Source organism: Enterococcus sp. LJL90 (assembly GCF_056924355.1).
This window is the reverse complement of record NZ_JBXPBQ010000007.1, coordinates 46,210-67,901: the sequence shown is the minus strand read 5'-3', so window position 1 is coordinate 67,901 and position 21,692 is coordinate 46,210. Positions and strand designations below refer to the sequence as shown.

Below are 21,692 nucleotides of genomic sequence, written 5' to 3'. Positions count from 1 at the left end.
CTAATAAATATGGTATGATAATTTGGATTCGTAAGACGGATTTAATTGAGACAATCAGGAAAAATAATGAGTGAAGCGTAAATCAAGGATTTGTAAGCAGATTTACGTCAAGGAGGAAGCCGATGGCAACGAAAAGAGATTATTATGAAGTGCTCGGACTGACCAAAGGGGCAACAGATGATGAGATCAAAAAAGCCTACCGAAAACTTTCTAAACAATACCATCCCGACATTAATAAAGAAGCGGATGCTGAAGACAAATTTAAAGAAATTTCTGAAGCCTATGAAATTTTAAGCGATCCTCAGAAAAAAGCAGCCTATGATCAATACGGTCACGCAGGAACTGATCCAAATTATGGCGGCGGCGCTGGCGGTTTCGGTGGCTTTGGCGGTTTCGGCGGCGGTGGCGGCAGCTACAGCAGTGGCGGCTTCGGCGGTTTTGAAGATATTTTTGATTCATTCTTTGGCGGCGGTGGTCGCAGCGTTGATCCCAATGCCCCAAGACAAGGAGCGGATTTACAATACACGGTTGATTTAGCTTTTGAAGATGCGATTTTTGGGACTGAAAAAGAAATCAAATACAATCGTGAAGAAGTGTGTCACACCTGTAACGGAAATGGTGCTAAGCCAGGTACGCAACCTGTGACTTGTCATAAGTGTCATGGTTCCGGTTCAATTAATGTTGAACGCCAAACACCACTAGGCCGGGTCATGAGTCGTCAAACCTGTGATGTCTGCCACGGAACTGGTAAAGAAATTAAAGAACCATGCCCAACTTGTCATGGTTCCGGTCATGAAAAACAAGCCCATTCCGTTAAAGTGAACGTACCTGCCGGTGTAGAAGACGGACAACAAATGCGCCTGCAAAACCAAGGGGAAGCCGGTAGCAATGGCGGACCTTATGGTGATTTATATGTGGTCTTCCGTGTCGAAGAAAGTGATATTTTCGATCGAGACGGCGGCGAAATTTTCTATGATTTGCCTTTGAGCTTTGTTCAAGCAGCCCTAGGAGATGAAGTCCAAGTACCGACTGTTCACGGAGATGTAAAAATGAAAATTCCGGCCGGCACTCAAACTGGTAAAGAATTTCGTTTAAGAGGCAAAGGCGCGCCGAGATTACGGGGCAATGCCAATGGTGATCAACATGTGACAGTGCGGATTATTACGCCGAAAAACTTAAATGACAAGCAAAAAGAAGCGTTACGAGCATTTGCAGATGCTGGTGGCGATTCCCAAGTCAGCGAACAGCAGGAAGAGGGCTTCTTCGATAAAATGAAGGACGCTTTTGGCGGCGGCAAAAAGAAAAAATAATTTTGTTGAGAATTTCTAGTAAATGTTTAAAGAAGTTTTGTTAGAGAGAAAGTTTAAAATTGTTTTCTCTAGCTGAAATTTCTGTTGATTTGCACGAATCGTTATTAAACTGGCGGCACAACAGCTTTTGAAGCAATTCCTTCAAAAATTCTGTGTTTGAAAAAAAGTTGACAGGTTGCATCTGTTGCTTTTGGCCACTAACTTCGTTATGATAACGAATATAGAAATACGTCCTTAGGGGAGTAATCGGTGGTCGGTAAAGGCCGCGGTAATATCAACAGTTAGTCAAAATTTTTTGGCTGGTATTAACCTGAAACGATGAGACTTAAGATAAACCTATTTGGTTTGTCTTAAGTCTCTTTTTGTCTCTAAGGAGCTATTTCAATAAAAAATTTGGAGGAAACAATTGAAAAAAACAGCTTATCAAGAGGAAATAACAAATTTATATGAGACATTAGCGACGAATCCCACTGGCTTAACCAATCAAGAGGCGGCAGAACGGCTCGCCAAAGATGGCTTGAACCAACTACCGGAGGCGCCGAAAAAATCGGTTATCAAGTTATTTTTAGAAACCTTTAAAGATGCGATGGTGATTGTTTTACTGATTGTTTCCTTCGTGCAGGTCTTGATGGGCGCCCATATCGAAGCGATTGTTATCTTCGCTGTCTTAATGCTGAATTCTTTAGTCAGTGTCATTCAAGCAAAAAAAGCGGAAGGTTCACTGGAGGCTCTGAAAAAACTTTCAGCACCAGTGGCCAGTGTGTTACGAGATGGTAAAGAAGAACAAGTTCCCGCCAATAAAATTGTTGTCGGTGACATTGTTAATCTAGAGGCCGGTGATTATATTCCGGCGGACGGCCGTTTGATTGAGGAAAACAGTTTAAAAGTCGACGAAGGGATGCTAACGGGAGAATCCGTGCCAGCCGAAAAAATGGTGGGAACTTTAGCTGATAAAGTTGCTATCGGCGATCAAGATAATATGGTTTTCAGTGGCACAATTATCACGAATGGTCGAGGAAAATTTTTAGTAACAGCGACCGCTGGGGCCACTGAGATTGGTCAAGTAGCAGCCCTATTGGAAAATACGACGGAAAGTAAGACGCCTTTACAACGAGGCTTAGATCGCTTCAGTAAAAAATTAAGTATCTGGATTTTAGTTTTATCGCTGACAATTTTAGGAATTCAATTAGCTCGGTTATTTTTCGGCGATAACGCTGGGGTTGCCACAGAAGATATTGTCAATGCTTTTATGTTCGCGGTGGCGGTGGCAGTAGCCGCCATTCCCGAGGCGTTACAATCGATTGTCACGATTGTCTTGTCTTTGGGCACAAAAAAGATGGCCAAGGAAAATGCAATTATCCGCAAGCTGGCAGCCGTAGAAACATTAGGTTCCACAAGTATTATTGCCACGGATAAAACCGGAACCTTAACCCAAAACAAAATGACAGTGGTCGATTTTTATTTACCCGTCGGCAAAACTGGTGAATTTACCAAGGATTCGCAAAACTGGACAGACGATGAAGAACGCTTATTGCAAATTTCTACTTTGACCAATGATGCCATTATTACCGAGGCTGGCCAAAAATTAGGTGATCCAACAGAGATTGCACTAGTAGATTTTAGTCAGAAGCTAGCATTACCGGCTGCTGATTTGCGAAAAAAATATCCCCGCAAAGGTGAAATACCTTTTGATTCTGCAAGAAAATTAATGTCGACACTCCATCAGATTGACGGTCAGGATTTACTTTTAGTCAAGGGTGGACCAGATATTGTTTTCGGCCGCTCAAGTAAAATTTTATTGAACGGTCAGGTGCAGCCTTTAACTGCTGATTTGCAAAAACAATTACAGCAGCAAAACGAAAAATTTTCTAAACGAGCATTGCGGGTGTTAGCCTTCGCCTATAAACCAATTACTCATACCGAAATCACCTTAGAAGATGAAAATGAATTGATTTTGGTGGGACTGCTGGCGATGATTGATCCACCACGAAAGGAAGTCTATCAAGCGGTCAAAGACGCCAAGTCTGCTGGTTTGAAAACAATTATGATTACTGGCGACCACAAGACGACAGCCGTGGCAATTGCTAAAGAAATCGGCATTTTCTCAGAGAATGACACTGCCTTAACGGGGACTGAATTGGATGAGTTATCCGAGGATGCTTTGATGGAAATTTTAGATACGGTGACTGTTTATGGCCGGGTGTCACCAGAAAATAAAATTCGAATTATCAAAGCGTGGCAGTCTAAAGGAAATATTTCGGCGATGACCGGTGACGGTGTCAATGATGCACCGGCTTTAAAGCAGGCGGACATTGGTATTGCCATGGGAACTGGCACAGATGTTGCAAAAGATGCAGCAGCCATGGTTTTAGCGGATGATAATTTTGCCTCCATTATTAAAGCGGTCAAAGTTGGGCGCAACGTCTTTGACAATTTAAAAAAGGCGATTGCTTATCTGTTTGCCGGCAATTTGGGGGCAATTATTGCCATTCTCTTTGCTTTGATTATGGATTGGAGTAATCCTTTTACAGCTATTCAGCTGCTTTTTATTAACTTAATTAATGATTCTCTGCCGGCGATTGCATTAGGAACGGAAAAAGCGGAGCCGGATGTTATGCAGCGGGCACCCAGAGATCCTAATGCCGGCATTTTAAGCGGCAAGACTTTTGTCTCAGTGGCCTATCGAGGGATTTTAATTGGATTGGCTGTGATTATTGCTCAATATATCGGAATGCAATATTCTGAAGGGGTCGGTGTGGCAATGGCCTTTTCAACGCTAATCTGGAGCCGGACTTTCCAAACTTTAGCGGCCCGTTCCAATATTCAAACCTCTTGGCAGGTTGGCTTCTTCACCAATAAAATGGTCGTACTGGCGATGAGCCTCTGTGCTGTTTTATATAGCGTAACTTTATTGCCAGGAATTCGGGAAGTTTTTGATATTCCAACTGATTTCAGTTTGCTACAGGTTGGTTTCTGTATTGCGTTAGCAGTCGTTGCTACCTTTTCAATGGAGATTACCAAGCTGGTGTTGGGCTATCTTAACCGCCGTCAAGAAGCTGGCGTCAAGAAATATTCAAAAGCTTAACAGATTGCAAAGTAAGACTATCGTATAAATTGTTTTATAAAAAAAAGCGCCCGAGGACCGACAGGACCTCAGGCGCTTTTTACTGTTGTTCGGTGCGTAACTTTTTTACAAAAGCTCACCCTTATAAATTAAATATTTAAAACTTTATCCAAGAAATCTTTAGTCCGTTCATTTTGCGGATTTTCGAAGATTTGTTGCGGTGTACCGTCTTCTAAAAAGTTGCCGTCGTCGATAAACATCACGCGATTCGCTACCTCTTTGGCAAAGCCCATTTCGTGGGTAACAATCACCATAGTCATTCCCTGCTTGGCTAATTTCTTCATAACATTTAAAACATCACCGACCATTTCCGGATCAAGTGCTGAGGTCGGTTCATCGAAGAGCATAATGTCTGGCTTCATGGCTAAGGCCCGGGCAATCGCCACCCGTTGTTTTTGACCACCGGACAGACTGTCGGGATACACGTCTTTTTTATCAGACAAGCCGACTGTTTCCAATAATTTTAAGGCCCGTTTTTCTGCCTCTGCTTTGGTTTCTTTTTTGACATCAGTTGGAGCTAAAATAATATTTTGCAGCACCGTCAAATGGGGAAATAAATTAAAATGCTGAAAAACCATACCGATATGCTGGCGCACTAAATTGATATTGGTATCCTTATCCAACAGATGGGTGCCGTCAATCACGATATCGCCACTCGTTGCTTCTTCAAGGCGATTCAAGCAGCGGAGGAAGGTACTCTTTCCTGAGCCTGAAGGACCGATGACGCAGACCACGTCGCCTTCTGCAATCGCAACATTAATATCATTAAGAACAGTATTTTCACCGTATTTTTTGATTAAATTTTTTACTAGAATTTTTTCTGCCATTGTTTACACCTTCTTTTCTAGACGTTTTGCCAATTTGGTTAAGGCGGTAATCACAATCAAGTACATCACAGCGATGATAAAGTAAACTGGACCACCTTGACCGTTGCGGGCCACGATAATTTTACCAGTTTGTAGCAATTCGATGACGCCGATAACAGAAATAATCGTCGTATCCTTTAATGAGATGACAAACTGATTGACGAAGGAAGGAATCATAATCCGAATCGCCTGCGGTAAAATAATTTTTTGCATGGTTCGCGTATAAGGTAAACCTAGACTGCGAGAGGCCTCCATTTGACCAATCGGCACCGCATTAATTCCGCCCCGAACAATTTCCGCTATATAAGCACTGGCATTTAAAGTCAGGGTGATAATGCCGGCGATAAAATCTGGAATGGTGAAGGGTAGGCCGAAGAAAATAAAGTAAGCCAAAACCATCATTGGAATACCGCGAATAATATCAACATAGACCCCGGCAAACATTCTTAAAGGTTTAACCGGCGAAACACTGAACAAGCCGATAATAATGCCGACAATCATCGCTAAGGCGAAGGAAACAATTGCTAACCAAATTGTTTGTCCCAAGCCCTTTAAAAGGGCCGGATAATTATTTTGAATTAAACCCCATAAAGTAGACTCATCCGCCGTTGTACCTGAGGTTGCAACATTTACTTCGCCATCTTCACCAGTTGAGATATAGTTGGCAACAATGTCATCGTATTCTCCGCTAGCTTTTAATTTTGCTAAGCCTTCATTGAACATTGTTAGCAATTCTTGATTTTCGCCTTTTTTCACGGCGAAAGCGTAGGAATTACTTTCTTGACGATCACCGACAAGTTTAAAATCTTGCCCGTTTGCAATAGCATAGCCTAACACTGGATAATCATCAAAAATTGCCTGTAGCGTGCCATTGTTGATTGCTCCGTATAAAGCATCAGAGGCATCATAGAGCTTGATTGAATAGCCATATTCATCGGCATTATTTTCCAAGAAAGTTGCGCTTTGAGTTCCAATTTTAGCACCGACGACTTTCCCGTTTAAATCTTCGTAACCGGTAATCTCGTCATCATCCCCTAAAACGGCCATTTGAATACCACTGTCAAAATATGTATCGGAAAAATCAAAAACCTGCTGACGTTCTTCGGTAACGCTCATACCAGCGATCATGCCATCCAACTGACCGGCTTGCACACCTTGAACAGAAGGGTCAAACCCCATCGGTCTCAAGTCATAAGTGAAATCTTCTTCTTCGGCAATGGCTGCCAGTAGTTCAATATCAATACCGACATAATCGCCTGAGTCATTTTGAAATTCAAAGGGCGGGAAGGTGATATCTGTGCCGATTTGATAATGATTGCTGGCAGCTTTAGCCGTTGTTCCGCCAAAAAAAGCTCCCAACGCCAACAGCAACATAACGAAACTCAATAAATATTTTTTTCTTTTCATGTCTAACCTCCAAAATTTCTACATCTGAAAAATTATATGCTATTTTTAACAAAAAAAAAAGTCGCTGATTCCAGAAAATTTTCAAACTTGAAATTTTTTCGTAAGACTGAGGTTTTTTTCTTAAAAATCATAGCTTAAAAATGGCGAAAGTATGTTCGCTATGATATACTATTTCCAGTGAAAATTTCTATTTTGAGGAGGCAGAAAAATGTTGGAGCGAGATACCTCCCGTCAGTTTAATTTGGTGTCAAAATATCAACCGGCTGGCGATCAGCCTGAAGCGATTAGCCAATTAACTGAAGGCATTATTGATGGAAAGAAAGCCCAAGTTCTTTTAGGGGCGACCGGGACCGGCAAGACCTACACAATTTCTAATTTAATCAAGGAAACCAATAAGCCCACCTTAATTATTGCCCACAATAAAACTTTGGCGGGCCAATTATACGGCGAGTTTAAAGAGTTTTTCCCTGACAATGCCGTGGAATATTTTGTCAGCTACTATGATTATTATCAACCGGAAGCCTATGTGCCCTCAAGTGACACTTATATTGAAAAAGATGCCAGCATCAATGATGAAATAGATAAGTTGCGGCATTCGGCCACCAGCTCTTTACTGGAAAGAAATGATGTGATTGTTGTTGCGTCAGTTTCTTGTATTTTTGGTTTAGGTTCACCGATTGAATATAGCCAACAGGTTGTTTCTTTAAGAGTTGGAATGGAGCTGGAGCGCAATCAGCTTTTGACGAACTTGGTGGATATTCAATTTGAACGCAACGATATTGATTTTCAGCGGGGTCGTTTTCGAGTTAGAGGAGATGTTGTGGAAATTTTCCCAGCCTCAAGAGATGAACGAGCGTTACGGATTGAATTTTTCGGTGATGAGATTGAACGGATTCGCGAAGTCGATGCATTAACCGGCGAAATTTTAGCTGATACAGAACACGTGGCAATCTTCCCAGCAACTCACTTCGTTACCAATGAAGAACATATGCAGGTAGCAGTCAACCAAATTAAAGATGAATTGGCGGACCGCTTAGCGATTTTACGGAGTGAAAATAAGTTATTAGAAGCCCAACGCTTAGAACAGCGAACTAATTATGATATCGAAATGATGTTGGAGATGGGCTACACTTCGGGAATTGAAAATTATTCCCGCCATATGGACGGTCGTAAAAAAGGAGAACCGCCTTATACTTTAATCGACTTCTTTCCGGATGATTTTCTAATCGTGATTGACGAGTCTCATGTGACGATGCCGCAGATTCGCGGTATGTACAACGGCGACCGGGCCCGCAAACAAATGTTAGTGGACTACGGCTTCCGTTTACCTTCAGCTTTAGATAATCGGCCGTTACGTTTAGAAGAATTTGAAGAACATGTCAATCAAATCGTTTATGTTTCGGCGACGCCGGGACCTTATGAAGCGGAACAAACCGATACAGTAATCCAGCAAATTATTCGGCCAACTGGTTTATTAGATCCAGTAATTGAAGTGCGGCCGATTATGGGGCAGATTGATGACTTAGTGGGTGAAATCAATGAACGAGTTGAGAAAAACGAACGGGTCTTTGTCACGACACTGACGAAAAAAATGTCTGAGGACTTAACCGACTACTTAAAAGAAATGGGTATCAAGGTGAAATATCTTCACAGCGATATTAAAACATTGGAACGAACAGAGATCATTCGTGATTTGCGCTTAGGAGAGTTTGACGTGCTGGTGGGAATCAACTTACTAAGAGAAGGACTGGATGTCCCAGAGGTCTCCTTAGTTGCCATTTTAGATGCGGATAAGGAAGGCTTCCTGCGGAGTGAGCGGTCATTGGTGCAAACGATTGGCCGAGCTGCCCGTAACTCTGAAGGTAAAGTGATTATGTACGCCGATAAGATGACAGATTCCATGCAGCGGGCGATTGATGAAACGGCTCGCCGTCGTAGTATTCAAGAGGCTTATAATGTCGAGCACGGAATTGAACCAAAAACAATTATCAAAGAAATTCGTGATTTAATTGCTATCACGAAGGTCGCTGAAGAGGTGACGGGTTATGATACGTCAGTTTCTCTAGCAGATATGAATAAAGAAGAACGGGAAATGTTCTTATTGAAACTCGAAAAAGAAATGAAGGATGCTGCTAAGGCCCTTGATTTTGAAACAGCCGCCAATCTGCGGGATACGATTCTGGAGATTAAAGCTGGCGAATAAATACGCGCCGCCGACATAGGAGAAAACGTTGCACCTGCCTTCTGTGTCGGATCGTTTTTTGCGTGTCAAACAGTCGCAACTAGTTAAGTTCAGAAATTAAAATTTTTTTCTGATGAGTGCTACAATGATGAGATGCTTTGCAGGAATTTTTGGAAATGGAGAAGTGATACTATGGCAAATGATAAAATTGTCATCCACGGCGCCCGCGCCCATAATTTAAAAAATATCGACGTAACGATTCCCCGAGATAAATTGGTGGTGGTCACCGGTCTTTCTGGTTCAGGGAAGAGTTCCTTAGCCTTTGATACTCTTTATGCTGAGGGGCAGCGCCGCTATGTCGAAAGTCTATCTTCTTACGCACGGCAGTTTTTAGGTCAGATGGATAAACCGGATGTCGATAGCATTGATGGCTTGAGTCCTTCAATTTCGATTGACCAAAAAACCACCAGCAAGAATCCTCGTTCAACAGTCGGCACGGTCACAGAAATTAATGACTATTTACGGCTCTTATATGCCCGAATTGGTCATCCGATTTGTCCTAATGATGGAACGGAAATCACCAGCCAATCAGTTGAACAGATGGTTGATCAAGTGTTGGAACTGCCGGAACGGTCGCGGATTCAAATTTTGGCGCCAGTTGTGCATGGCAAAAAAGGCCAGCATAAAAAAGTTTTCGAAATGATTCAAAGAGAAGGCTATGTGCGGGTTCGTGTTAACGGCGAAAACTATGATGTCAGCGAAGTTCCCGAATTAGAAAAAAATAAGAAACACAATATTGAAATCGTAATTGACCGGATTGTCATCAAAGAAGGGATTCGTTCCCGGCTGTTTGATTCCTTTGAAGCAGCGTTGCGTTTAGCAGATGGCTACGCGGTGGTGGATGTGATTGGCGAAAAAGAAATTCTCTTCAGCGAACATTATTCTTGTCCTTACTGTGGCTTTACAGTTGGCGAATTGGAACCTCGCTTGTTTTCATTTAATGCGCCTTTTGGAGCCTGCCCTGAATGTGACGGACTAGGAATGAAATTGGAAGTCGATATTGACTTAGTGATTCCTGACCAAGACAAGACTTTACGGGAGGGGGCCATTTTACCGTGGAATCCAATCAGCTCGCAGTACTATCCGGAAATGCTAGCCCAAGCAGCAGAGGGCTTTGGCATTGACTTAGACATGCCCTACAAAGATTTACCAGAGGAACACCGGGATATTATTTTAAACGGCTCTGGTGATGACATGTTCCATTTTCATTATGAAAATGAGTTTGGCGGCGTGCGGGATGTAGAAATGCCTTTTGAAGGCATTCTGCGGAATATTTCTCGACGTTATGAACAAACTGCCAGTGATTTCACCCGCAATCAAATGCGTCTGTATATGACAGAATTAGCTTGTCAATCTTGTAAAGGCTATCGCTTAAATCCACAGGCGCTTTCGGTGAAGGTTAATCAAAAAAATATTGGTGAAATCAGTGAACTGTCGGTGACAAAAATTTTAGATTTTGCTCAAAGCTTAACCCTCAGTGAGCAAGAGGTGATGATTGCCAAACCGATTTTAAAGGAAGTCGACGATCGGCTGACCTTCTTAAAAAATGTCGGCTTGGATTATTTAACCTTAAGTCGGGCTGCCGGCACCTTATCCGGTGGGGAAGCGCAACGGATTCGTTTGGCGACGCAAATCGGCTCCAATTTGTCCGGAGTGCTTTATATTTTAGATGAGCCTTCCATCGGCTTGCATCAGCGGGACAACAATCGCCTGATTGATTCTCTTAAAAAAATGCGAGATTTAGGCAATACCTTAATTGTCGTTGAACATGATGAAGATACGATGATGGCAGCCGACTATTTAATTGATGTCGGTCCCGGAGCTGGGGAACAAGGTGGGCAAATTGTCGCCGCGGGTACACCGGCGGAGGTTGCTAAAAATCATGAGTCTATCACTGGACAGTATTTATCCGGCGACAAAGAAATTGCCGTACCGAAGAATCGCCGTAAAGGTAACGGCGGCAAAATCCGGATTACCGGTGCCGCTGAAAATAATTTGAAGAACTTAAGCGTGGACTTTCCACTAGCAACATTTACAGCAGTGACTGGGGTTTCAGGCTCAGGCAAATCGACCTTAGTCAATCAAATTTTGAAAAAGGCCTTGGCCCAAAAAATTAACCGCAATACTAATAAACCCGGAAAATACAAAACGATTTCCGGCTATGAAACGATTGAAAAAATTGTCGACATCGACCAAAGTCCAATTGGTCGCACGCCTCGGAGTAATCCGGCGACTTATACCAGTGTCTTTGATGATATCCGGGATTTATTTGCGAAAACCAATGAAGCCAAAGTCCGGGGTTATAAAAAGGGCCGCTTCTCCTTTAATGTCAAAGGTGGCCGCTGTGAAGCTTGTCGTGGCGATGGAATTATTAAAATTGAAATGCATTTTCTACCAGATGTTTACGTCCCTTGTGAAGTCTGCCATGGCAAACGTTATAATTCTGAAACGTTAGAAGTGCATTACAAGGGAAAAAATATTGCTGAAATTTTAGAGATGACTGTTGAAGAGGCGGTTGAATTCTTCCAACATATTCCTAAAATTCACCGGAAGCTGCAAACCATTTTGGATGTCGGTCTAGGCTATGTGACATTGGGACAGCCGGCCACAACTTTATCCGGCGGGGAAGCCCAACGGATGAAATTGGCCAGTGAGCTACACCGAATTTCAAACGGCAAGAACTTTTATATTCTAGACGAACCGACCACTGGCTTGCATACCGACGATATTGCCCGCCTGCTACAGGTTTTACAAAGACTAGTGGATGCTGGCAATACAGTCTTAGTGATTGAACATAATCTTGATGTTATCAAATCAGCCGATTACATCATTGACTTAGGTCCAGAAGGCGGCGATGGCGGCGGCACAATTTTAGCCACCGGCACTCCAGAAAAAATCGCCAAGTCGAAAGATAGCTACACCGGCTACTATTTAAAAAAAGTGATGGAAAAATAGCTGTTGCTTTTAAATAAAAAAAACCGAACTGCTTTTTAGCGGAGGCTTTCCTATAAAGGCAAGCCTTTTGCTGATTACAGTTCGGATTTTTTTAAGCCGAGTAGCGGGTGTTTTGATTAGTCGTATAATTCAGTAGCAATTCTTGAACATTGGCCTTTCGCTGTTTTTCAATTTCAATCCGCAAACTAGCAATGCTGCGATAGGTGGGAATGTCTTCTAAGATAATCAACTTTTCAGGAGGAACGTTAGACATTTGATAATTGGCGGCATAAATATCACAGGCCGGCACATCACAGGCTTTCGCCGAAAAATAATCGCTGTTCATGACCTCCAAATTGGCTCGATTGAGAAAGAGGCGGCCCAAGAAATTTGCTAAAGAATGGGCGTGGACTTTTCCAAGATCGCTAAAAATCCCGATTTTGACAGTATCCCGCTGCCCTTCAATCAGCATCGGCAAATTCTCCCATTGAATCATCATCTTCGCTAAAATCTCATCATGATAATCTGAAATCCAAGAAATTCGATGACTTCGCTGTAGCTCCTGCAAACAATTTTTAAAAACAGAAGAGAAAAACGGATAAGCGGACTCAATTGATAATCTTGAAAAGTACGCTCGGTTGTAGAGCATAAATTTTGGCCCTTGATAAATTTTATGACTGAGGTAGGCACTGAGAAAACTATTTTTCACGCGATTGCGACTGTAGTCATCAATCGGAATATCATTTTCCAATGAAACTTGATCGATTAACTGATTAGCAGCTCGCCGCATCCGATTCGCTTCTTCTTGATTATCCCAAGCAAATTTCCACCACAAAATGGTTTGAATAAAATCGTTTCTTCCAAAAGTATCTCTAGCAAAAAATTGCCGATAATCGCTAGGTAACTGTTGAATATAAAAGTCGAAAAGTTTTTGATAGTCGGTTAAACCGAGATTCTCAGGCGTGTACTTATGGGTAGCTGTGTGACCTTGTTGGGATCTCACCAACAGAATAGCTAAGCGAAAACTATAATCATAAACTTGAATTTCATTGACCTCGACACCAAAATCTGCGGAGATTTGGCGGACGAGCTTGAGAAGCTGACTTTGCATAAATTCAAAGGGCCATTTTTTGACACCATAGGCTTCTGAAAAATAAACTTTAAAAAAATTACGAAACTGACTTTCATCGGTGGCAACTAGGGTATAGGGATTTTTTTGCAAGCGAATCCCATGGGCTTTTAAAACTTTTTCCATCCGTAGACTCATGCGGTATAAACTGGAGGTGCTGATAAAGAGCTGCTCCTCCCAATATTTGCCGCTTTGATTTGGATTGAAAAAAATCCCCTCCAGTAGTTGAAACTCTAGAGACTCCTGTAGAAAATCTGTGTAGATAGTCTGGACTGTTTGATTTTTAGCCTCTGTTAAACTGATTCCTGTGGTGGTATTGTAATCAATTGACACAATTTCTGGCCAGTTTTCCTGAAAGTATTCAATATCTGTCAGGACGGTTTTTTTTGAGGTCTTCAACCGTTGAGCCAAACTTTCTAAGTCAATTTTATCTAACATAACAAATAGAAGATTTAACAGCGTAATCCGCCGTCTTGTCGTACTGCTTAACATTTCTTTCATATGAAAAATTCCTTTCCCTAACCAAGGGCAACAACATTTACCAAATTAAGCTGCTGAAAAAATTCAACTGTTTAATTTTATACCGACAACTGCAATTTATTTTTTACCTGCCTCCTTGATTTTCAATAGCTATAGTACGAAAATAATATGTAATTTTTCTTAAGTAATAGCTTTTATAAAATACAAATCTGCAAAATTTTTTTGGCTATTTTGTCAGATTGATTTTTGGGCTTTATGGTTCGCTCGAGTGGCTTTGACTCTGCTGAGTATTTGTGAGAAAGTGGTCTATTGGTACATAGACCATGTGGAGTAGGTAAAAACCCTTGCCGAAAAAATAAAAATTAAAGGGAATACGAATGTTTGATTTTTTCGCTTTTATTGATAATAAACACTTCTTTTTTTACAGTTCAAACTGAAATTACCTGCTAACTTTTCAAAAATTCAATAAATCAAAAAAATAACTTTTTTTTGGAGGATAAACGAGGAAATAGCTTCCGTCAAATTATTAAAACATGACAAGCGTATTTTTTGACATATCCAATAAAATTTATCTAGCAGATAATTTTGCCGAGTAAATGTAACTAAAAATTGTGGGAAAACCTTGGAAAAGGGAAGCTTTATTTATCAAGGAAATTGATTGATTTATAAGATAAATTCAAGTTTGAAAATAAAACTATAATTATAATTTGTCGAAGAATCACTTAAATTGTCCTGCGTGTTACATGATAAAATTATAATTATCAATATTAGTTTTTTAAAAGATGTAATTGACCGAGGGGAGCTAAAAACTAATTTATTTCGCTTGATAAGAAAGTCAGGCTGCAAAAAATTCTTGAAGTAAAAAGATGGTAGTGACACGCCAGGAATGATATAATAGGAAAGTTGAAGAGAAAGGGGTCTCCATTATGGCAGAAAATTTACAATTAGTAATAATTACAGGAATGAGCGGTGCCGGTAAAACAGTAGCAATTCAAAGTTTTGAAGACATGGGTTATTTTTGTGTCGATAATATGCCGCCAAGTTTGATTCCTAAATTTTGGGAACTCCTCAAGGAAAGCGGCAAGGTTCATAAAATTGCGTTAGTTGTTGACTTGCGCTCCCGCAGTTTCTTTGATGAAATTCAAAGCATGCTGGTTGAAATAGAAAATACTGATTTTATTGAAACAAAAGTCTTATTTTTAGATGCTTCTGATGAGGAGCTAGTTTCCCGCTATAAAGAAACACGTCGGGCCCATCCTTTAGCAATGGATGGCTTGGTGACTGAGGGCATTCGCAAAGAGCGGGCCATTTTAGAAGATTTAAAACCTAAAGCAAATATTGTGATTGATACGACTACCTTAACGCCACGGCAACTGCGGGAAAAAATTATCCAAGAGTTTAAAACGTCGGAAACAAGCGGTTTTCGGGTGGAAATGATTTCCTTTGGTTTTAAATATGGTCTGCCAATTGATGCTGATATTGTGATGGACGTGCGCTTTTTACCAAATCCCCATTATATTCCAGAATTGCGGCCGTTAACCGGCATGGACAAGCCGGTTTATGATTATGTAATGTCGTTTCCTGAAACAGAAACTTTTTATGAAAAGTTTTATGATTTGTTGGCGACCATTATGCCGGGATATATCAAAGAGGGCAAAAGCAGCTTAACGGTTGCCATCGGCTGTACCGGCGGACAACATCGTTCAGTCGCTTTGACTGAGCGGATCGGCCGCGCATTGAAAGCTGATTATAAAGTTAACATCACTCACCGGGACAAAGATAAACGCAAAGAGACGGTGAATCGCTCATGAGTAATGATAATCAAATGAAAACCTACCGCATCCGCAAGCCTAAAATTGTCGTGATTGGTGGTGGTACCGGCCTACCGGTAATTCTGAAAAGTTTGCGAAATCAAGGGGCCGATATCACCGCAGTGGTAACTGTTGCTGATGATGGCGGTTCCAGCGGTGAAATTCGCAATTCGGTGGCGATGGTGCCACCGGGGGACATGCGCAATATTTTGGTCTCCTTATCGGATATGCCACAGCTATATGAAGATATTTTTCAATATCGTTTTAAAAAAGATGATAAATTTTTAGCGAATCATTCCATCGGCAATTTAATTATTGCCGCCGTTTCAGAAATGCGGGGCAGCACCTATGAAGCCATTCAATTATTATCGAAGATGCTTCACGTTGACGGGCATATTTATCCCTCATCAGAGCAGCCGCTGGTCTTGCATGCGGTCTATAAAGATGGCTCGTCGCAGGCCGGCGAATCTAAAATCGCTTTAGACCGCAAAACAATTGATCACGTCTACGTGACTAATGTCGATAACGATGAGGTGCCCAAAGCTGCCCGCAAAGTGGTCAATAGTATTTTAGCGGCGGATATGGTGGTCTTAGGTCCCGGAAGTTTATTCACTAGTATTTTGCCAAATTTAGTGATTCAAGAAATTGGCGATGCCCTTTTAAAAACCAAAGCAGAAACTGTCTATATTTGTAATATTATGACGCAAAAGGGTGAGACGGAACATTTCAGTGATGCTGATCATATCCGTGTGCTCCACAATCATTTGCAGCAAAAATTTGTCGACACCGTTTTAGTAAATGTTGAATCCGTGCCAGAGGGATACATGGATTTTGAATTGTACGATGAGTATCTGGTTCAAGTGACCCATGATTTTAAAGGACTGCGGGAAGAGGGCTGCCGAGTTATTTCAGCAGACTTTTTAAAATTACGGAATGGCGGCGTTTTTCACGACGGCGATAAGGTCGTGGAGGAATTGATGCGCCTATTATATGGCGTAAAAATGTAAAGGAGGGAATTCAATGTCCTTTGCAGCAGATGTAAAAAAAGAACTGACCGGCCTTGAGGTCCATCGGGAACACGCCAAAGCAGAATTGGCTGCCCTGATTCGCATGAACGGCTCTTTGAGTTTGACAAATCAGCAGTTTGTTTTAAATGTTCAAACCGAAAATGCCGCTATCGCACGCCGGATTTTCAGCCTGTTAAAAGATCACTATCAAGTCAAAAGTGAGCTGTTAGTTCGCAAAAAAATGAAATTGAAAAAAAATAATGTTTATATCGTACGCTTAAAAGAACAAACCAAAGCGATTTTAATTGATTTAGATATTATGGACGGCATGATGTTTAATGGTCATGTCTCTGATGAAATTATGGGAAATTCCCAGAAGATGCGCTCTTATTTACGGGGGGCTTTTCTAGCTTCCGGTTCTGTTAATAATCCAGAAACCAGCCGCTATCATCTGGAAATTTCTTCGACCTACGAAGAACACAATGAAGACGTCTGCAAGATGATTAATTATTTTGATTTGAATGCCCGCACCTTAGAGCGAAAAAACAGCTATATCTGCTACTTAAAAGGGGCTGAAAAAATTGCTGATTTTTTGATTTTAATCGGGGCGACCAATTCAATGTTAAAATTTGAGGACGTCCGCATCGTGCGGGATATGCGTAATTCTGTTAATCGGCTGGTCAATTGCGAAACGGCGAATATGAATAAAACAATTGACGCCGCCTCTAAGCAAATCGAAAATATCCATTTTATTGAAAATACCGTGGGCCTGCAATCTCTACCAGAAAAATTGCAGGAAATTGCTGAGCTGCGCTTAGAACACCCAGAAGTCAGCTTAAAAGAATTAGGCGAGATGATTCCCTCTGGTGTTATTTCTAAATCGGGAATTAACCACCGCATCCGCAAAATTAATGAGTTTGCGGACCATCTCCGTAAAAGCGGCTAATCAAATAAAAAATCCGTTAGTTATCTTGACCAGTTGGGCAGTACTGCCCAGCTTTTTGTCAAAAATAGCTAGCGGATTTTTTTGTTTACATCAAATCTAAAACGTCTCTTAATTCTTCAGGCTGAATATTTTCATCGAAGATGGCCTTTTCTACGACACAAGTCGGTACGAACTTAATATTGGCACTGTTAGCTTCAGTAATAATTTGGTCGACTAAAACTTGGTTTAATTGTTCCTTTAAGCCTAATTTTTCTTCGGCAAAAACCGCAACCTCAGCTAAGGATAAATGGCCCCAATCTTCTTGGGTATCATAAATCTTTTGAATTTCTCCTAGCGCTTTTTCCGGTTCGCTCCAGCTGACATAATGGTGCATCACATTGCCCCGTTGCAAACTTTCTTTTTCCTTGTCAAATAGTTTAATAATTCGTTGAACTTTACCTTGAGCGACAGCTTCGACTAACAGTTCCTTTGATTCTTCAAACCATTGTTTAGAATAGGGACAGCGTAGATTCATAAATTCCACAATTTTTTTTGGTGCACTGTCTAAACCGATTTTAATCCCGTTCTCAGTGGTCACTTTTTTTGCATCAATAACTGAAATATCCATAATAGCCTCCAATTTTTTTGCCGCAGCGAATTAGCGACAAAATTTGCTTGATTATCCTCATGATAGCGTATTTTGAAAAAATTTCACATTGATTTGTTTGCTCACTTTAAAAGTCTCGCTAGGCATAACGAGTTTTTTTCACAAAGTAGCTTAGAATAATAAAATTCCTCAGAAAAGTCTGTGAAAAATTTCTTATTCTTTATTTCAAAAGCAGCGGCAATCCGGTATAATCATGAGGTGCAAAATTTGAAAGAAGGAAGAATTTTTATGCGGAAAATGAAAACGATGGACGGGAATACCGCCGCAGCTTATATTTCCTATGCCTTTACCGAATTAGCTGCGATTTATCCAATCACCCCCAGTTCAACAATGGCTGAACTGGTGGATCAATGGTCAGCCGATGGCAAGAAAAATCTTTTTGGGCAACCAGTTAAAGTTGTTGAAATGCAATCAGAAGCAGGGGCAGCCGGTGTGGTCCACGGCTCTTTAAAAACCGGCGCCCTCACCAGTACCTACACAGCTTCTCAAGGCTTACTGTTAATGATTCCCAATATGTATAAAATTGCCGGTGAATTATTGCCGGGAGTCTTTCATGTCGCTTCAAGGGCGGTAACCACTAATGCCCTCAATATTTTTGGCGACCACAGTGATGTTATGGCCGCTCGCCAAACGGGTTTTGCTATGTTGGCTGAAAGCAGCGTCCAAGAAGTGATGGATTTAGCGCCAGTTGCTCATCTGGCGGCGATTGAAGGGGAATTGCCTTTTTTAAACTTTTTTGATGGCTTTAGAACCAGCCACGAAATTCAAAAAGTTGAAGTATTAGAGTATCAAGAGCTAGCGCCGTTGATTAATCAGGAAAAATTAGCCAAGTTTAGAGGAAAGGCGATGTCTCCTAATCATCCTACCATTAGCGGGACCAATCAAAATCCCGATTTGCATTTTCAACAGCGGGAAACTGTCAATGCTTATTATCAAAAGCTGCCGGCCCTTGTTCAAAAATATATGCAAAAAATTAATCGCCTGCGGGGTACTGATTACGATTTAGTGAATTATTATGGAGCTCTGGATGCTGAAGAGCTTATTATTTCAATGGGCTCAGTTGCAGGCACGATTCAACAAACTGTTGATTATTTGAATCAACAGGGGCGCAAAGTCGGCTTTTTAAATATTCATTTGTACCGGCCTTTTCCTGTAGAAAATTTATTGGAAAAATTGCCTGCGACAGTTAAAAGTGTTGCTGTACTCGATCGAAGTAAAGAAGCCGGCTCTGGTGGCGAATCGTTATTGCTAGATGTCCAAAGTGCACTATATGATTCAGAAATAAGACCAGTCGTTATCGGCGGTCGTTACGGCTTAGGTTCAAAAGATGTTACGCCAGATCAGATTTTAGCCATCTACAATGAATTGCAAAAACCTCGCCAAGAGATGAAGACTCGTTTTACAATCGGAATTGTTGATGAGGTAACTAATTTATCATTGGACAGCGGTGAGCTGCTGGACCTCACCAATTCGCAAACCTTTCAGGCAAAATTTTGGGGCTTTGGCTCTGACGGCACAGTAGGAGCCAATAAATCGGCTATCAAAATCATCGGTGATCACACTGACAAATTTGTGCAAGGATATTTTTATTATGATTCCAAAAAATCTGGCGGCCTGACCATTTCTCATCTGCGTTTTGGCGGCGAGCCGATTCAATCGACCTATCTCGTGGAAAATGCTGATTTTATCGCCTGTCATACACCGGCTTATCTCCACAATTATGATTTGTTGAAGGGGCTAAAACCCGGTGGCACCTTTTTGCTTAATACTATTTGGACTGACAGTCAACTGGAGAGCCATCTGCCGACACGAATAAAAAAATATCTGGCTGAAAATAATATTCAGTTTTATACCCTTAATGCGATGCAGCTGGCTCAAGAGGTTGGTTTGGGAAGGCGGATTAACACCGCGATGGAAACGGCTTTCTTTAAATTGGCTAAGGTGATGCCCTTTGAAGAGGTTTTACCCATTTTAAAAGAAGAAGCTGTTAAAAGTTATGGTAAAAAATCTATGAAAATTGTCGAAAAAAATCTGGCAGCTATTGATAAAACGGCTGAGCTACTGCATAAGGTAACAGTACCGAAGGAATGGAAAAAGCTTGAGGTAAAAAGTCAGCCATCAACAGCAGCCACAAAATATATTAGAGAAATCGTTGAACCTGTCAATGCACAAGCCGGCAATGAGTTATCAGTCGGAACCTTAGTAGCAAATGGGATGACCGATGGCACGATGCCGGTGGGAACTACCGCGATTGAAAAACGCGGTATTGCGTTAGAGGTTCCAGAGTGGTTAAGTGACCATTGTACCATGTGCAATCAGTGCGCCTTCGTCTGTCCCCATGCCGCAATTCGACCTTTCTTAGCCGATGAAAAAGAATTGGCTGAAGCACCGGCTGGCTTTATTGTGCGGGAGATGCGGGGAGCTGATGGCCAAATGTATCGCATTCAAGTTTCTGTTGAAGATTGTACCGGCTGCGGATTGTGCGTGGATGTTTGTCCCGCGAAAGAAAAGGCATTGGTGATGCAGCCCTATCAAAGTCAAAAAGAGCAGGCGCTTAATTGGGCCTTTGCTATGACGTTGAAACAAAAGGCAAATCCTGCCAAAAGTAATACCGTGATTGGCTCGCAATTTAATCAGCCGTTATTAGAATTTTCCGGCGCTTGCTCTGGCTGTGGCGAAACTCCTTATGTAAAATTATTGACGCAAATGTTCGGGGACCGGATGATGATTGCCAATGCAACCGGCTGTTCTTCTATTTGGGGCGGAGCGGCTCCGGTCTCGCCTTTTACCACGAACGAACAAGGACAAGGGCCCGCTTGGTCGAATTCTTTATTTGAAGATAATGCGGAATTTGGCTACGGCATGTTTTTAGCCAATCAAACCCGCCGTGAGCGTTTAGCTTTAAAAATGGCGGAAACTTTGTCCAGTGTTTCCCCAGAGCTGAGAGCTTTAATGGAGGACTGGTTGAATCATTTAAATGAGGGCGAAGGCACGCAGCAAAGAGCGGCAAAACTAACAGCGGCTCTGGCTGCAGAAATGGATAGTCAAGAAAGTTTGAAAAAGCTTTATGCAGACAAAGATTTATTTGTTAAACGCAGCCAATGGATGATTGGCGGCGACGGCTGGGCGTATGATATCGGCTTTGGCGGCATTGATCACATTTTGGCTAGCGGAGCGGATGTAAATATTTTGGTTATGGATAATGAAGTCTATTCCAATACCGGCGGCCAAACCTCAAAGGCCACCCCAGCGTCAGCAATCGCTAAATTTTCTGCTAGTGGTAAATATGTTTCGAAAAAAGATTTGGGTATGATGGCGATGACCTATGGCAATGTTTACGTGGCGCAAATCGCCTCTGGTGCCAATCAAATGCAGACGATTAAAGCTTTTGAAGAAGCAGAACGGTTTCCAGGACCCTCTCTAATTATCGCGTATACGCCGTGCATCACCCACGGCTTATTGGGTGGCATGAGTCAAACCCTGAAAGAAGCCAAAGAGGCAGTTGCCTCCGGTTATTGGAGCTTATATCGCTATAATCCAGAACAGCGGGAAAAAAATAAAAATCCCCTGAGCTTAGATTATAAAAAGCCGGATTTTGCCGCAATGCCAGCTTTCATGGGAAAACAAGTTCGCTTTGCTTCTTTAAAACAGGGGCAGCCGGAGGTAGCAGAAAAATTATTTGCTAAAACTGTTACAGACGCTAAAAATCGGTTTTACAGCTATGCTCGGCTTGCCGGTCAGGAAGAAAAAATTCGCGCAAAACTGGAAGACTAGCCGAAGATTGATAGCC

11 protein-coding genes and 1 pseudogene are annotated in these 21,692 nt (G+C 41.7%); 8 read left to right on the top strand and 4 right to left on the bottom strand.

Annotation, left to right across the window (positions count from 1 at the left end; all coding sequences use genetic code 11):
* Window positions 1-122: 122 nt before the first annotated feature.
* Together dnaJ and AC1Z3S_RS14700 are read left to right on the top strand one after the other, a co-directional pair.
* On the top strand, window positions 123-1,310 hold the full coding sequence (gene dnaJ / locus AC1Z3S_RS14705) for a molecular chaperone DnaJ (protein WP_461740985.1): 1,188 nt from the start codon (window positions 123-125) through the stop codon (window positions 1,308-1,310).
* Window positions 1,311-1,716: 406 nt separating this feature from the next.
* Window positions 1,717-4,395 (top strand): cation-translocating P-type ATPase, encoded by a 2,679-nt coding sequence (locus AC1Z3S_RS14700; protein WP_461740984.1) that lies wholly within the window; start codon window positions 1,717-1,719, stop codon window positions 4,393-4,395.
* Between the two features lie 128 nt (window positions 4,396-4,523).
* Here AC1Z3S_RS14700 and AC1Z3S_RS14695 read toward each other — a convergent pair whose 3' ends face one another.
* Together AC1Z3S_RS14695 and AC1Z3S_RS14690 are read right to left on the bottom strand one after the other, a co-directional pair.
* On the bottom strand, window positions 4,524-5,261 hold the full coding sequence (locus AC1Z3S_RS14695; RefSeq protein ID WP_461740983.1) for an amino acid ABC transporter ATP-binding protein: 738 nt from the start codon (window positions 5,259-5,261) through the stop codon (window positions 4,524-4,526).
* Window positions 5,262-5,264: 3 nt separating this feature from the next.
* A complete protein-coding gene (locus AC1Z3S_RS14690; RefSeq protein WP_461740982.1) occupies window positions 5,265-6,707 on the bottom strand; it encodes an amino acid ABC transporter substrate-binding protein/permease in 1,443 nt (480 codons plus the stop codon).
* Between the two features lie 208 nt (window positions 6,708-6,915).
* Between AC1Z3S_RS14690 and uvrB the strand changes: the two genes are divergently transcribed.
* Both uvrB and uvrA read left to right on the top strand, forming a co-directional pair.
* Window positions 6,916-8,910 (top strand): excinuclease ABC subunit UvrB, encoded by a 1,995-nt coding sequence (gene uvrB, locus AC1Z3S_RS14685; RefSeq protein WP_461740981.1) that lies wholly within the window; start codon window positions 6,916-6,918, stop codon window positions 8,908-8,910.
* 171 nt (window positions 8,911-9,081) lie between these two features.
* Window positions 9,082-11,904: an excinuclease ABC subunit UvrA gene (uvrA, locus tag AC1Z3S_RS14680; protein WP_461740980.1), complete on the top strand. Its 2,823-nt coding sequence runs from the start codon at window positions 9,082-9,084 to the stop codon at window positions 11,902-11,904.
* A 91-nt stretch (window positions 11,905-11,995) separates the two neighbouring features.
* On the opposite strand, the gene AC1Z3S_RS14675 is transcribed toward uvrA, so the two are convergent.
* The gene (locus AC1Z3S_RS14675; RefSeq protein WP_461740979.1) at window positions 11,996-13,513 is read right to left on the bottom strand and encodes an AcpB/EbpR/MafR family transcriptional regulator; all 1,518 of its coding nucleotides are present in this window, start codon (window positions 13,511-13,513) and stop codon (window positions 11,996-11,998) included.
* A 905-nt stretch (window positions 13,514-14,418) separates the two neighbouring features.
* Here AC1Z3S_RS14675 and rapZ point away from each other — a divergent pair.
* The 3 genes from rapZ to whiA are packed head-to-tail and all read left to right on the top strand — an operon-like array spanning window position 14,419 to window position 17,256.
* A complete protein-coding gene (rapZ, locus tag AC1Z3S_RS14670; RefSeq protein ID WP_461740978.1) occupies window positions 14,419-15,303 on the top strand; it encodes an RNase adapter RapZ in 885 nt (294 codons plus the stop codon).
* Window positions 15,300-16,310, top strand: coding sequence for a gluconeogenesis factor YvcK family protein (locus AC1Z3S_RS14665; protein ID WP_461740977.1), 1,011 nt, complete (start codon window positions 15,300-15,302; stop codon window positions 16,308-16,310). Before rapZ ends, AC1Z3S_RS14665 begins: the two co-directional genes overlap by 4 nt.
* 13 nt (window positions 16,311-16,323) lie before the next feature.
* Window positions 16,324-17,256, top strand: coding sequence for a DNA-binding protein WhiA (whiA, locus tag AC1Z3S_RS14660; protein ID WP_461740976.1), 933 nt, complete (start codon window positions 16,324-16,326; stop codon window positions 17,254-17,256).
* Between the two features lie 85 nt (window positions 17,257-17,341).
* Here the strand turns inward: whiA and AC1Z3S_RS14655 are convergent, their stop codons facing one another.
* Window positions 17,342-17,863 carry a thioredoxin domain-containing protein gene (locus AC1Z3S_RS14655; RefSeq protein WP_461740975.1) on the bottom strand — a complete coding sequence of 174 codons (522 nt, stop codon included), beginning with the start codon at window positions 17,861-17,863 and terminating at the stop codon, window positions 17,342-17,344.
* A gap of 267 nt (window positions 17,864-18,130) precedes the next feature.
* Here AC1Z3S_RS14655 and nifJ point away from each other — a divergent pair.
* Window positions 18,131-21,670 (top strand): annotated as a pseudogene (gene nifJ / locus AC1Z3S_RS14650) (pyruvate:ferredoxin (flavodoxin) oxidoreductase); the annotation flags it as partial.
* Window positions 21,671-21,692 lie beyond the last annotated feature (22 nt).

Excerpts from the sequence above, each read along its gene's own strand:
- dnaJ (WP_461740985.1), top strand. The coding sequence starts at position 123 with ATGGCAACGAAAAGAGATTATTATGAAGTGCTCGGACTGACCAAAGGG.
- AC1Z3S_RS14695 (WP_461740983.1), bottom strand. The coding sequence starts at position 5,261 with ATGGCAGAAAAAATTCTAGTAAAAAATTTAATCAAAAAATACGGTGAA.
- AC1Z3S_RS14690 (WP_461740982.1), bottom strand. The coding sequence starts at position 6,707 with ATGAAAAGAAAAAAATATTTATTGAGTTTCGTTATGTTGCTGTTGGCG.
- uvrB (WP_461740981.1), top strand. The coding sequence starts at position 6,916 with ATGTTGGAGCGAGATACCTCCCGTCAGTTTAATTTGGTGTCAAAATAT.
- uvrA (WP_461740980.1), top strand. The coding sequence starts at position 9,082 with ATGGCAAATGATAAAATTGTCATCCACGGCGCCCGCGCCCATAATTTA.
- AC1Z3S_RS14675 (WP_461740979.1), bottom strand. The coding sequence starts at position 13,513 with ATGAAAGAAATGTTAAGCAGTACGACAAGACGGCGGATTACGCTGTTA.
- rapZ (WP_461740978.1), top strand. The coding sequence starts at position 14,419 with ATGGCAGAAAATTTACAATTAGTAATAATTACAGGAATGAGCGGTGCC.
- AC1Z3S_RS14665 (WP_461740977.1), top strand. The coding sequence starts at position 15,300 with ATGAGTAATGATAATCAAATGAAAACCTACCGCATCCGCAAGCCTAAA.
- whiA (WP_461740976.1), top strand. The coding sequence starts at position 16,324 with ATGTCCTTTGCAGCAGATGTAAAAAAAGAACTGACCGGCCTTGAGGTC.
- AC1Z3S_RS14655 (WP_461740975.1), bottom strand. The coding sequence starts at position 17,863 with ATGGATATTTCAGTTATTGATGCAAAAAAAGTGACCACTGAGAACGGG.